The organism is Marinobacter psychrophilus, assembly GCF_001043175.1.
Classification (GTDB): domain Bacteria; phylum Pseudomonadota; class Gammaproteobacteria; order Pseudomonadales; family Oleiphilaceae; genus Marinobacter; species Marinobacter psychrophilus.
In genome coordinates, this window is sequence record NZ_CP011494.1 from 2373447 (window position 1) to 2386904 (window position 13458).

A 13458-nucleotide genomic window follows, 5' to 3' on the forward strand; every position below is an offset into this window, starting at 1 on the left:
ATTACGCGACCGACAAGAACCTCTCCTGAGTGGCCTGGTCAGCTCGCAGCTCGTCACTAGTGGCCTGATGGACAACCTGCCCCTTTTCCAGAATGTAGGCTCTCTGGGAATGTTTCAGTGCGAATCGAACATTCTGGTCAGTGAATAGTATGGTCGTAGTCTGACTAAGATCGTCAATCAACTCCCCGATCTGCTGCACAATAACCGGGGCCAGCCCCTCATTGGGTTCATCCAGCAACAGCAACCGTGGCTGAGTCATCAACGAACGAGCTACCGCCAGCATTTGCTGCTGTCCGCCAGACAAAGTAGCTCCGTCTTGGTCTTCTCGCTCTCCCAGCATTTCGTATTTCTTGAGGATATTATCCACTGTCCAGTGTGTGGCACTCCCCTTGCGCTGATACGCGGCCACTTCGAGGTTGTCTCGAACGCTCAAACTGGGAAAAATTCGGCGATCCTCCGGCACATAACCAATGCCTGAACGGGCAATTCGGTGCGGCGGAAAACCCTGAATTTGCTTGCCGTTGAAGATCACCTCACCAGATCTCGGAGGCGTTAAGCCAATGATACTTTTTAGTGTTGTACTCTTTCCGGCTCCGTTCCGGCCGAGTAGACAAACAGTCTCCCCCTCTTCCAGCCGAAGAGTAACGCCCTGAAGCGCCTGGCTTTCGCCATAGAACGTCTGGATATTGCGAACATCAAGAATCATGCGCTGGTCTCCCCGGTCACTTCGTCTTCTTCCTCACCCAAGTAGGCACGCCGAACCTCAGGATGGATCTTCACTTCCGCTGGAGTGCCTGCAAACAACTTTTCGCCACGGTGCATGACGAGAATACGATCCGCTAAATCGAAGACCACATCCATATCATGCTCGGTGATGAGGAACGTATAGTCGCCACTGTCTGCCAGACTTTTGATCAGTTTTGTGGTTCGTCGGGTTTCCTCCGGCGTCATCCCTGCCGTTGGCTCGTCTAGCAGAACCAATTTTGGACGCGTCGCCAGAACCATAGCTATCTCTAACAGACGCTTGTCGCCATAACTGATGACTTCGGCACGTCGATCCTTGAGGCTATCAACACCCAGGCGCTTGAGGAGTTCTTCCGCTTCCTGCTGGATGCCGGCGTTACGAGAGGCAATATTAAACAGCTTGCGACTGTGGCCGTGATAAGCCGACAACACCACTTCAACGTTCTCTTGGACCGTCATCTCAGGAAAAATGTTGTTGATCTGAAAAGAGCGTGAAATTCCCAATTTGCTAATTTTATGGGGTGGTAGGCCAGTGATGTCTTTACCGTCAAGCGTGATATTGCCCTCAGAGGGCTGCATCCGACCAGAAACCATGTTGTAAAACGTCGTCTTGCCAGCGCCGTTGGGGCCGATGATAGCCATGGTCTCCTTCCGTATGACGTCCAGATTGATGTTCGAAACCGCAGCGTTTCCGCCAAAACGTTTGGTAAGGTTTGATATGGTAAGAATTGGACTAGTCATTTCTTTATCTCCATCCACCAGTCAAGGACGGTACCTAGTAGGCCCTTGCGGAAGAAAATAACCATTAGGGCGAGGATAATACCGAGAACAAGCATCCAGGATTCTGTAAAGCTGGTTATCCAGGTCTCCAGCAGTACAAACACCGCCGAGCCAACGAATGGTCCCAAAAAGTAGCCTGTGCCACCCAGGATAGCCATCAGTATCGGTTCTGCAGACATCGACCAATGCAGCAGTTCAGGGCTCGCAACTCGAAGGAATGGAGCAATTAGACCACCGGCTAAACCAGCAAAAGAGCCTGCAATCACGAAGGCCACCAACCGATAAGTGCGCACATTCAGGCCGGCAAATGACACCCGCTCAGGATTCTGGCGAATAGCCCTCAGAATCATGCCGAATGAACTACTACAAACCAGATATAGCAACGCCGAGGCAATAACAACAATGGCTAGCACCACGTGATAGTAGACAGCTGGATTCGCCAGGGTCAGATCAAGCCCGAGCCCGAATGAGCCGAGGGAAAAGCCAGCTAGTCCGTCACTGCCATTGGTGACTGAGCGCCACTGGTATGCAATAGCAAAAACCATCATGCCAAAGGCAAGAGTCAACATGGCGAAATACACTTCATTCAGCCGAACGCAGAAAAAACCAATGATCAAGGCCAGTAGCGCGGAGACACCCATGGATACCAGCAGGCCGACGACGAACGGCCACTCCAGATGGATTAGCACTAGCGCCATCGCGTAGGAGCCGATACCGAAGAAGGCTGCATGCCCGAAACTCAGCATTCCTGTATAGCCAAAAATCAGATTAAAACTGGCTGCGAACAATCCTAAAATAAGAATTTCGGTAAAAATGAAAATGTAAAAGTAAGAGGCAATCCATGGCACCGCAATCAACCCGGCAATCACCAAAGCTAGCAACGCCCATAAAATCTTGATCTTCATGCCGCTGCCCCTTTGCCCATAATGCCATTAGGTTTGAACAGCAGAACCAGCGCCATTCCCAAAAATGGCAAAAGCATGTTTACCTCTGGAAAATAACGACCACCAAAGCCATGGATCAGCCCGAGAATAATGGCCCCGAGCAAGGCGCCTGGAAAGCTTCCAAGACCACCAATAACCACCACAATGAAGGATTCGATAATAATCTTGTCACCCATGCCAGGATCCAGTGCACGCATCGGTGCGGCAATTACACCGCCGACAGCCGCAAGCCAGGCGCCAAAGGCAAACACACCCGTCACCACCAGCCGGGTATTGATACACAAGACCTCTGCCATATCGCGATCCAGCGCGGCAGCACGCATGATTCGACCGATTCGGGTCCGGTTAAACAGGAGCCAGAGGCCAGCCAGTAGCGCCAGGCCCATAACAATCACAAACAGGCTGTATGTCGGTATGGAACTACCCATAATATCCATCGACCCGGCCAGCAGCTGAGGTGGTTGAACAACCTGAATTCCACTGCCCCAGATCATTCGCACGCTCTCGTTAATAATTAACAGAAGTGCGAAAGTGAGTAACAAACTGTCTGCTATATCTCTGGAATAGATATACCGTAATAAAAATCGGTCGATGAGAACCGCCAATATAGCCACGCCAAGCGGAGCCAATAGCAGCGCTGCCCAAAACGGCATTCCTACTATGTTGATCAGGGTAAATGCCAGGTATGCCCCCAGCATGTAGAGCGCTCCGTGAGCAAAGTTGATGATGTTTAAAACACCAAACACGATATTCAGTCCCACTGCGATAATGAACAGCAGAAGCCCGATATCCAGACTGTTCAGCAATGCTGATCCGATGCCAGACATGAATTACCTCATTTCGTTAGAGCCGGTTTCGTGGCGCCCTGCAAGGGCGCCACGGCAAGCATTTTGACAACCGTTAGTTCAGAGCTTGCAACCGGTCTCTTCGATAGAGCGAGCCACATCCTCGCCGTTAAAAATCTGCAGATCAGTCAGTGTGCGGATACCGTACTCAGGATGCATCGGGCCTGAAATGCCCCAGTTCGGACCAACCATTGCCTGATTATCTCCTTTTCGGAAAGTAACCGTTCCGTTCGGGGCTTCTATGCTCATACCACTAAGTGACTTTGCAACCGCAAGGCCATCGGTAGTGCCAGCTGTCTCCATTGCTTTTTTATAGGCATAAATCGCCGCATAGGCGCCTTCTGCGTTATAGCTAGGAGGGCCGTCGTAGGCATCGACATAAGCCTTAACGAAACGAGTATTGATGTCGTTATCATAACCATCGAACCAGTACCGAGTAGAAAGGTGTACGCTTTCTGGCATCTCGTCGCCCAGGGCCGATAGCACTTCGGTTGCTGCACCCACAGTAAAGAGCAGCTCGAGGTCTTTTTCAAAGAATCCGCGATTGTTGGCCTGGCGAACAAAGTTGACCAGGTCGCCACCCCAAACAGAGATAAGAACACCGTCGGCATCTGAATCCATCACTCGATCAATGAAGGGCGTAAAATCTTCAGCTCCAAAACGTGGGAAATTGGTCTCCGACATCAGGTTGACGTCAGGTTTGATCTGTGTGAGGTAGTTTCCGAAAAACTCCCAGGATTGGTGACCGAAAGCATAGTCAGGGCCGATAGTCGTCCAGTTAGTGGCATCAAGTTTTTCAGCCACCAGAGCAGCGGCCTTCATGTTCTGGGCAACGTTTACGCTAATACGATAGGTAAACGCATTGCACAGCTTTCCGGTTACATCGGGAGTGGCTGCATGGGTAATAATGAGTGGTTTCTGCAACTCAGGCATTGTCGGCACCATGCCCTGGGCTACACCGGAACTATCCAGCCCTACCAAGGCGTCAACACCTTCCGAGTACACTAATTTGCGGGCTGCTTGTATGGCCACCGACGCCTTACCCTGGCTATCTTCGTAGACCATCTCGACTTGACGGCCCAGAATTCCGCCAGAGGCGTTAATTTCATTGACCGCGAGGTTAATGCCCCTCTGGGCAAACTCACCATAGGTCGCAGCGCTGCCAGAGAGAATGTAGATTCCCCCTATGCGAATTGGCTCCTCAGCGTAACTGGTGCTTGCGGCACCCATCGCAGTGGCTGCGGTTATCGCAACTAGGATTTTTTTTACATGTGTTTTTATCATTGTAATGCCCTTTCATTATTGTCTTTATTTTTAATGGCTTAAAAACGTTCTACTTGCTATCGCAACCTCCTTCTGACCACGGTCAGACTTGATATGGGAACAGCGAGTCCCGGAGAATGTTTTTGCGGACCTTACCAGTAGCGGTTTTCGGCAATTCACCAAACACGACCTTCCTGGGCGCCTTGAAATGCGGCATGTGCTCTCTACAAAACGCTATGATGTCAGCGGATGTTATCTCTTCACTATTGTCAGTCAAACTGACAAAAGCACAGGGTACCTCCCCCCACTTTTCATCGGCTATTGCCACGACAGCAGCCTCGGAAACCTGCGGGTGCCGGTAAAGCACCTCCTCAACTTCAAGGCTGGAGATGTTCTCTCCGCCAGATATAATGACATCCTTGGCCCGGTCCCGAATCTCGACGTAGTGGTCAGGGTGCATGACCGCCAGGTCGCCCGTGTGAAACCATCCATGACTAAAAGCATCGGCTGTGGCTTCCGGATTTTTCAAATAACCCTTCATCACGGTGTTTCCCCGAATACAGATCTCACCCATGGCTTTGCCATCGGCAGGCACGTATTCACCACTCACCATATCGAGAACAGCAATCTCATCCAGCCCATGTGTGGAAACGCCCTGACGGGACATTTTCAATGCTCTTTGTTCCAGGGGAAGAGCCTGCCAATCGGGCTGAGGCATGCACAATGCGGATGGACCAAATGTCTCGGTCAAACCGTAGAGGTGAGTAATCTGAAAACCGATCTCTTCCGCTTTTCGAATCACACTGCTCGGGGGTGCTGCACCACCCAAAGCGAACTGGGTCGAACGGGACAGCTTCAGCTCTTCTCGCCCGAGCTCCTGCAGCAACATATTCATGACCACCGGAGCCCCACACATATGGGTTACTCCGTACGTCTCGATATGGCGATAGATGTTCATCGAGTCCACACTCCGGAGACACACATGGGTTCCACCTACGGCCGTTATCGCCCAGGTGTAGGCCCAACCATTACAATGGAACATCGGAAGCGTCCACAAGAAAACCGTCTCAGGAGTCATCTGAAACACCATGGCGTTTGTCATCGCGGCCAGAAAAGCACCACGATGGTGGTAAACCACGCCTTTTGGATTACCTGTGGTGCCCGATGTATAGTTCAGAGCAATAGCATCCCATTCGTCATTGGGGCGCTGCCAACAGGTCTCTGCACTCCCCTCTAGCAGAAAGCTTTCATAATCCTGTTGCGCAAGCCCGTCACTTTTGCCCGCTTTACTCTCGATAGAAATCAGCAGTGGCGGCACGTCTAGCCCCGAAACCGCTGCGCGCACCACATTCTCCCAGTCTGTGTCATAGAACAGTATGCGCGCCTCACCATGTTCTAAAATAAAGGCAAGCGTTGCGGCATCCAAGCGAATATTAATCGTATTGATGACGGCACCCGCCATCGGCACGGAGTAGTGAGACTCAAGCATCTCGTGGCTATTCGGGCTTAATATGGCGACCGTATCTCCGGGATTAACGTCCCTGCGCCGCAGCGCATCACTCATCTGGCAACAGCGTCGGTATAGCTCACCATAGGAAAGCACCAGATCAACATCGATTACGGCCTGCTTATCCGGATACACGGTTGCCGAGCGCTGTAGCAACGTAAGTGGTGTCAGCGCGGAAAAATTGGCGCGTGTTCTATCAAACTTTTTGTACTTATTCATGTTTCATCACTTCAGATAGCCCGAGCTGTTTATTCCCAAACGAGCGTCCGTTAGAGCTCGGAGCACTTCACGCAGAGCCTTGTCTCAACCATTCAGCCAACAATCGCAAATCGTCTCGCATCGGCGAGAGATATCCAGCCATTACTGACAGTAATCCCGTCGATTTTTAATCCACATCAGTCGGCTCCGGTTATCTCATAACAAACATGTCACTCAAACAACCCGAGTTTTTTAATATTCAAAGGGCCGCCCAACAAACGAGTCAGCTTAGACTTTGCCTGTTAGTTTCATGAATTCGCGTAAAATCGGGCCAATCTTTCCTGAATATTCGGGATCACGTTTAGAGAGTTCGTCGACTACCTCTAGCGATTTTAAGCGAAGAATTTCAACTGAATCGTTGTTCATGTAAACAATTTCGCCATTATGTTCAGTTTGAAAGTCTTTCATTCGCTGGAGATCGCGAATCATGAACATGCCAGCGGCTTCAAGGTGTGTGGCCAAAACTGCATCTTCGATCACGCGTTTGAAATCGTCTCCCAACTGATTCCAAGCTTCTAAAGAGAAAAACACCTCACTATTTTGATGCGCTGCTAGGTTGGGTTGAATGATATACTTGCTTACTTCTTGTAAGTTCATTCCCCATCCAGCGGAAATGCCACCCCAGTGAGCGCCGTCTACAACACCTGTTTGAAGGGCCTGATAAAGCTCACCACCACTAATAGACACAGGAGCTGCACCCATTTTTTCAAAAACTTGCGCAGAACTACCATTAGAGCGAACTTTAAAACCCTCGAAATCTTTTGGCGTTTCGAGACGTTTGTTACTATAAATTGCGGTGCCACCGTTCGAAATTGGTCCTACCTGGTAGATACCCCTGCTTGCGTAAGCCTCACGGATAATTTTAAGAGCCCCCATATCATGTAAGAAGAATTGCATCTCCTCCATAGAATCCCAAGTACCAAAATTACCGTTTAGATGCCCTGCCGCCGGGATATCTCCAACCCAATAAGCGGGATAAATCATCGCGCCCTCCAGCGTTCCACGGCGAACGCCACGCAGTACATCTCCGGTGGAAACGATGGAGTTTGGTTGATGTGTTTCAATTTCAAGCTCACCATTAGTAGCTTCTTTAATACGACGGGCAAACCCCTCGAAAAGAGGATCGTAATACCAGTTTCCAACAGGCCAGTGGGTTTGCATTCTCCACTTGATCTTCTGTTTTGGGGAAGCGATGACAGCCGGTGCTGAAAGACCAGTTACGGCAACAGCGGCAGCAGCCGTTGCACCAGTGGTCAGAAACGATCGGCGGTTTATGGTTTTTGTATTTTTCATGGCAACCTCTTTTAGTGCTTGCATTTATTTTAGGACTACGTGAGTATTTTAACGCCTTCAGTGATAATGCTCGGAAATGCCAATAAGAAAACGCCAAACAAAATCATTATCACAACAAAAGGAAGCACGCTTTTATAAAGCTCTAGAATGGGAGTTTTTGGGCTTAACGTCTTCAGATAAAATATGTTATATCCAAACGGCGGAGAAATATATCCTACGCACAAGTTAAGCTGGAATATAACGGCAAACCAAATTGGGTCAAAACCTAATTCAATAACAACTGGCATGAATATAGGCATGACCAACAATATAATACCAATAGGATCGAGAAACATCCCTAAAACAAATCCAGCTATTTGCATTATTACAATCAAAAGCCAGGGGGATAACTCAAGCGACAACAGGAAAGACTGTACAAAATTTATCCCATTGGCTGCCGAGTAAACTGATACAAATGCGCTTGCGCCAAAAATAATCCAGATAACCATGCCACTCATGGAGGCGGTTGAATAACTGACGTCTTTAATGAAACTCCAGCTAAACTCCCCGCGAACAGCAATAGCAATCAATACGGCAGCCGCACCAACCGCTGCGGCCTCTGTTGGTGTGGCCATGCCAAGAAAAATGGAAAGCAGTACAATCGCTACAATTGCAATTGGAAGAACAATAGAGCGCAAAGAGCGAATTTTCTCTATGAATGGGATACTTTCTTCCGATGCGGGGGCTTTCTCTGGCTGAAGGTTGGCGATCAAAATGACATAAGCCAGAATAACGAGCAACATTCCTATCCCAGCAATCAGCCCCCCCATAAACAATTTGCCGATCGAAAGGCCCGTAGTCATACCAATCACAATCAATGTAATCGAAGGTGGAATAAGTATTCCCAATGTGCCTGCCGCTCCAATAGTGCCTAGCACAAGCCTTTTGTCGTAATTGTGGCGTTCCATTGCTGGCATACCCACCATGCCTGTCGTCAATGTAGAAGCTGCACAGCTACCGGTCATAGCAGAAAGAAGAGAAGCAAACCCGGTTGTGCCAATCAGTAGTCCCCCGTTAAGTTTGCCAGACCACAGATAGAAGGCTCTGTAGAGATCAGAGGCAATCTTAGATTTTCCAAGTGAGACCCCCATTATCACAAACAGTGGGATGGCGGCTAAAGAAATTGACCACATACTTCCAAATGTTGCAGATAAAATAGGGAAAAGTCCGCTTGTTCCATTCATGATGACTGTAAAAATGACTGCAACTGAACCTAGAGCGAATGCAAGTGACACACCTGCAAGAATAAGAACGAGCAACAAGCCAAACATACCAGCGGTTAGCAATTCTGGAGACATGGACTTACCCTTCGCTTTGTTGTTTTGGTTTGATGAATTGAAGACTGGACGTGAAAATTCCGCTTAATCCCTGAATCAGGATCAACGCTGATCCAACTAATAGCGTCAAATTAACCGGCCACATGGGGTGGCGTAAAGCGCTAGCGTCCAGCTCATTGAACATCCAAGCATCTTGAAAATAAAACCAAGCTTCGTAGGTAAGAGCCATTGTCCATATCACAAGTGCAATATAATTAATGACATCAGCAAAGGCATTCCATCTAAGTGACCGAGTATTTAAGAAAATATCAACCCGCACATGACCCCCTTTTATAAGGGTATAAGCTCCAATTAAAATAAAATAACCAGCGAATACACGTTGTGTATAGCCTGGCGCCCACACAGAAGGAGCGTTAAAAACGTATCTGGCTATCACTTCGTAAACAACGATCGCCATGCCAATGAAGACAAAAAAACTAAATAGTTTTCCAACCGCTAGATTTATTGCTTCGATGATTTTTATGGGGTTCATATTCTGCTCTATTATTTTTGTGTGGCCCATTCATGTCAGCTGTCGCTGGGGACTAGCTCCACTGGTAATGGTTGAAATCCTCTCTCAACATTTTTTTACTTACCTTTCCTGTGGCTGTATGAGGCAGCGTTTCAACAAATTCGCACGCGTTTGGAATCCACCACTTTGGAACTTTTCCTTCCAGATAACTAAGCAGCTCGCCGGGTGTTAATACTGGGTTATTATCATTTGGGACTACAATCAAGAGGGGACGTTCACTCCAGTGCTGGTGGGCTATTCCAATCACAACCGCTTCGCGCACTCCAGGATGAGACATAACTACGTTTTCTATTTCGATAGAACTAATCCATTCCCCGCCCGACTTGATCACATCTTTCACTCGGTCTGTTATGCGCATGTAACCGTTAGGATCGATGGTTGCAACGTCACCGGTGTTGAACCAGTCGTGTTCCTGGGCTTTTCCATAATAGGCGCTGCATGTCCATGGGCCACGAATTTCAAGCACGCCAGTTGTATGGCCGTCATGAGGTAGGCTGTTGCCGTCTTCATCAACAATGCGCATTTGAACGCCAAACAAAGGCCGTCCAGACTTGAGGCGCTGTTCTATACGAGCGTCGTCTTGGAGCTGATGATGCCAAGATAATTGTCGATTGTAGCTGCCGATAGGGCTGAGCTCGGTCATTCCCCAGCCATTCTCCAGCGTGACGCCGTGGCTATCCATTTCTTCATACAGCTTGAGTGAGCCTGCTGCACCACCAGTAACGCCTCTAACAAGGCTGGGTATGCTAACGCCTGAGCTTTTCAGATATTGGTTAATGCCACTCCACAAGGTTGGCACAGCAAGTGAAAACGTAACCTTCTCTTGATTGATAAGGTCAACCATTGCGGAGGCGTCGGACACATTCGGGCCAGGAAGAACCAGTGCAGCGCCGGCCATCGGTGCGCTATATGGCATGCACCACGCATTAACATGGAACATTGGCACCATTGGCATTACTGCGTCTTCGGATGTGAGGCCTAGATTACTGGCCATATTTTGAGACATGCACTGCAAAACAATACTGCGATGACTGCCGAGAACACCCTTGGGATCACCCGTGGTGCCCGAGGTATAGCAGAGATTGCTGGCTCTATTTTCGTCTAGAAATGGCCAGTCATAGATGCTTTTTTCGCAAGCAAGAAGGCTTTCATAAGACTTCAGATTTGGTAATTTACTTATAGGTAAACTATCAGCAGAGCAAAGCGCTATCCAGTGCTTAACAGATGGAAGCTGATCCATCATATCCTCAATTACAGGAATAAATTGAGGATCAATGAAAAGCGCCTCGTCCTCTGCATCATTAATTATAAACTTGATTTGCTCAGAAAATAATTTCGGATTGATCGTATGGCAGATACGGCCGCTGCACGGAACAGCATAATGCAGTTCAAAATGCCGATTGTCGTTCCAGGCTAAGGTTCCCACTCTCGCATCTGCGTTCAGATTTAAGCAATCCAACGCATTTGCCAGTTTTGCAATTCTTACAAAAGCCTGATGATACGTCAGCCTACAGACACTGCCGTCTGCCCGACGGGAAATAAGCTTGGTATTCGCTGCGGTCGTTTGCGCATGACACATTATCGTTGTGATGCTCAGCGGAGCATCCATCATTAAGCCTCGCAAGATAGGCCTCCGGTTATAAATTTTGTTGGGCGACCGTATGTCACCACGGAACGATGGATAAAGTGATGTAATGAAGGTGTATTGAGCAGGATGCATGCCAGCTTGCCTCTGTTGACTCTAACAGAGGCTTCGGGAGAGGTTTTTTAGATCTAAGTAGGTGCGGGGTTGACCCCCATTTGTTTCACAATTGAAACTCTTGTCGCATTGGCTGGACGTGCGATTCACAACAGGGCTATGTTTTTGGACGCCATCAGCGAAGTCTGCGCCAGAGTGTCGAGCGGCTAATACCCAGTGCTTTTGCCGTTTTGGCCAAATCACCGTTATGCGAGTCGAGAACCTTTTGGATGTGCACAATCTCGGCCGCCTTACCGGAGGCTTTTAAGCTTTCTTTTGGTTTTTTTGAACTGAAAGATTGATTAAATGAGTCTGAAAATAACTCAGGAAAAAGGGCTTCTGTTGAATGGTTCTGGTTCGGAAACTGGCTCACTAGATGAGCTCGTTCGACGAGATTTTCTAGTTCGCGGATATTCCCTTTCCAAGGGTGTTGAACCAACTGAGGTGTGAGGGCCTTTAAAACCTGATTCGTTGCCTTCTCTTGGTCAACGTTGCCTTGGGCGAGGTTTTTCGATATTCGCATCATAAGAGAGTTAATGTCAGACGTTCGCTCGCGTAGGGGTGGAACGGAGACTCTGAGAATATTCAGTCGATAATACAGGTCTTCCCGAAAACACTTATTTATGATCTGTTTTTGAAGATCCTGGTGTGTGGCAGCAATAACCCGAATGTTGAGGGGGGTCGGTTCGGATGCCCCCAATCTAAGCACCTCTCGCTCCTGCAACACTCGAAGCAACCGAGTTTGGAGGTGAGTCGGCATGTCACCTATTTCATCAAGAAAGATCGTGCCGTTGTGCGCGGCTTCAAACAAACCCGGTTTACCTCCCTTTCGGGTTCCGGTAAACGCCCCATCTTCGTAACCAAAGAGTTCACTTTCCAGCAGCGTTTCAGGGAAGGCGGCACAATTGATGGCAACAAAGGGCATCTTCTGCCTGTAACTGGCATTGTGAATACTTTGTGCAAATAGCTCTTTGCCCGTTCCGCTTTCACCTGTAATTAGAACAGTGGAGTCTGAATGAGCGTAAAGTTTTGCCAGCTGAACGGCTCTTTTGAAGCGGCTATCCTGTCCTAATATCAGGTCAAAGTGATACTTTGCTATGAAGTGGCTGGGTCGGCTTTGAGAGCGTAACCTCCTCTCTGCGCGTTGAATTTCATTAATTTCCTGGCATGTCAGAATCGCTCCGTCGACCAACCCTTCTTCCAAGATTGGAATGACGCTGATCGCCAGCCGCTGGCTTCCCCGGATGCTCAAACGATTTTCAATGGCGGTTCCAGTGCTTAGCACCTTACTTATATCGACGTCCGGGAAATGCTCTGCAGCGGTTTCGCCGATGGCGATCGGTCGAATAAGTTTTAGCAAGTTGTTCATGCTTGTATTCACCGAGAACACTTTTCCCAGTGCGTCCAGAGCGATTACGCCCTCATTCAGGTGCTTCAATACGGAGTGAATACGCTGATGCTTCCATGTTTCTTGTGACCTGCTGTGGCAAATGGCAAGAGCCTCATCCAGCGTACGTCGCACAGCGTCCGCGTTAATTGCAAACACGCCCTCTGCCCCTGCAGCTTCTGCCAGGTCAACGACCGTGGGCGAGCCGATAATCACTCGATAGCCTTGCTCAACGAAAGTTTGAACTTTCTGGCGGGCATCTTCTAAAGATGTATAGACAGCCTGTGACACCTCGACGGTGAACAAGCTGGACAGCTCATCCAGGTCTTTCAATGTGTGCTGGTGGGTCAGAATACCTGCCTTAGTGCCGCGCTCTTTAGCCAGGTTAAGGGCTCGAATCAAATCGTATTCACCCATTCTGAAAGACAAGATGGTTGTTGAGATTTTCTTACGCAAAAATTCCGCAGATGCGCCAGAACAAAGCAGAATATCCGCCTCCTGCTCATATTCTATGGCTCTAGCCGTCTCTAATAATTTATCAACCGATGTTTCTACAATGCGTATTTCCGCCTGCTGTTCATAGCGGGGCATTATTTCCTGGAGGATTCGCGTCAGCTTGCTGGGCTTGCCATCGAATGTGAGGTGGTTGATAAGGGTAACGATCAGTGGTTTGCGTTTTGCAAAAGCCATGTTTAATTCTTTTGGTCTTGGATTTAGGCTCCATTCTAGCTGCAGTGCGAGTATTTCAAAAGTGACTTTAAACGTTTCATTGATGAACCATCAATATTTTAACTTACTATTCTAGTCTTTCA

The 13458-nt window shown here is 48.6% G+C and carries 11 protein-coding genes; all 11 read right to left on the reverse strand.

The features are described from left to right. Window position 1 precedes the first annotated feature (1 nt). The gene (locus tag ABA45_RS10595) at window positions 2-706 is read right to left on the reverse strand and encodes an ABC transporter ATP-binding protein (RefSeq protein WP_048385973.1); all 705 of its coding nucleotides are present in this window, start codon (window positions 704-706) and stop codon (window positions 2-4) included. Continuing rightward, entirely contained in the window at window positions 703-1485 is a 783-nt protein-coding gene (locus ABA45_RS10600) for an ABC transporter ATP-binding protein (protein ID WP_048385975.1), read from the reverse strand. Before ABA45_RS10600 ends, ABA45_RS10595 begins: the two co-directional genes overlap by 4 nt. Next, entirely contained in the window at window positions 1482-2429 is a 948-nt protein-coding gene (locus tag ABA45_RS10605; protein ID WP_014871541.1) for a branched-chain amino acid ABC transporter permease, read from the reverse strand. The genes ABA45_RS10600 and ABA45_RS10605 overlap by 4 nt, the downstream gene beginning before the upstream one ends. Then, the gene (locus ABA45_RS10610) at window positions 2426-3295 is read right to left on the reverse strand and encodes a branched-chain amino acid ABC transporter permease (protein ID WP_014871542.1); all 870 of its coding nucleotides are present in this window, start codon (window positions 3293-3295) and stop codon (window positions 2426-2428) included. Before ABA45_RS10610 ends, ABA45_RS10605 begins: the two co-directional genes overlap by 4 nt. Before the next feature lie 78 nt (window positions 3296-3373). Then, window positions 3374-4597 (reverse strand): ABC transporter substrate-binding protein, encoded by a 1224-nt coding sequence (locus ABA45_RS10615; protein ID WP_048385977.1) that lies wholly within the window; start codon window positions 4595-4597, stop codon window positions 3374-3376. Window positions 4598-4679: 82 nt separating this feature from the next. Then, window positions 4680-6302: an AMP-binding protein gene (locus tag ABA45_RS10620; protein ID WP_048385978.1), complete on the reverse strand. Its 1623-nt coding sequence runs from the start codon at window positions 6300-6302 to the stop codon at window positions 4680-4682. 267 nt (window positions 6303-6569) lie between these two features. Continuing rightward, window positions 6570-7634: a TRAP transporter substrate-binding protein DctP gene (gene dctP, locus ABA45_RS10625; RefSeq protein WP_198146956.1), complete on the reverse strand. Its 1065-nt coding sequence runs from the start codon at window positions 7632-7634 to the stop codon at window positions 6570-6572. Between the two features lie 35 nt (window positions 7635-7669). Beyond that, the gene (locus ABA45_RS10630) at window positions 7670-8971 is read right to left on the reverse strand and encodes a TRAP transporter large permease (RefSeq protein ID WP_048385983.1); all 1302 of its coding nucleotides are present in this window, start codon (window positions 8969-8971) and stop codon (window positions 7670-7672) included. 4 nt (window positions 8972-8975) lie between these two features. Next, entirely contained in the window at window positions 8976-9482 is a 507-nt protein-coding gene (locus tag ABA45_RS10635) for a TRAP transporter small permease subunit (RefSeq protein ID WP_048388983.1), read from the reverse strand. A gap of 52 nt (window positions 9483-9534) precedes the next feature. Next, entirely contained in the window at window positions 9535-11145 is a 1611-nt protein-coding gene (locus ABA45_RS10640; RefSeq protein WP_048385985.1) for a long-chain fatty acid--CoA ligase, read from the reverse strand. A gap of 250 nt (window positions 11146-11395) precedes the next feature. Further along, window positions 11396-13336, reverse strand: coding sequence for a propionate catabolism operon regulatory protein PrpR (gene prpR, locus ABA45_RS10645; RefSeq protein ID WP_053076175.1), 1941 nt, complete (start codon window positions 13334-13336; stop codon window positions 11396-11398). Between the last annotated feature and the right edge of the window lie 122 nt (window positions 13337-13458).

Coding starts and splice junctions, on each gene's coding strand:
- ABA45_RS10600 (WP_048385975.1), bottom strand. CDS start 1,485: ATGACTAGTCCAATTCTTACCATATCAAACCTTACCAAACGTTTTGGC.
- ABA45_RS10630 (WP_048385983.1), bottom strand. CDS start 8,971: ATGTCTCCAGAATTGCTAACCGCTGGTATGTTTGGCTTGTTGCTCGTT.
- ABA45_RS10635 (WP_048388983.1), bottom strand. CDS start 9,482: ATGAACCCCATAAAAATCATCGAAGCAATAAATCTAGCGGTTGGAAAA.
- ABA45_RS10595 (WP_048385973.1), bottom strand. CDS start 706: ATGATTCTTGATGTTCGCAATATCCAGACGTTCTATGGCGAAAGCCAG.
- ABA45_RS10605 (WP_014871541.1), bottom strand. CDS start 2,429: ATGAAGATCAAGATTTTATGGGCGTTGCTAGCTTTGGTGATTGCCGGG.
- ABA45_RS10615 (WP_048385977.1), bottom strand. CDS start 4,597: ATGATAAAAACACATGTAAAAAAAATCCTAGTTGCGATAACCGCAGCC.
- prpR (WP_053076175.1), bottom strand. CDS start 13,336: ATGGCTTTTGCAAAACGCAAACCACTGATCGTTACCCTTATCAACCAC.
- dctP (WP_198146956.1), bottom strand. CDS start 7,634: ATGAAAAATACAAAAACCATAAACCGCCGATCGTTTCTGACCACTGGT.
- ABA45_RS10620 (WP_048385978.1), bottom strand. CDS start 6,302: ATGAATAAGTACAAAAAGTTTGATAGAACACGCGCCAATTTTTCCGCG.
- ABA45_RS10610 (WP_014871542.1), bottom strand. CDS start 3,295: ATGTCTGGCATCGGATCAGCATTGCTGAACAGTCTGGATATCGGGCTT.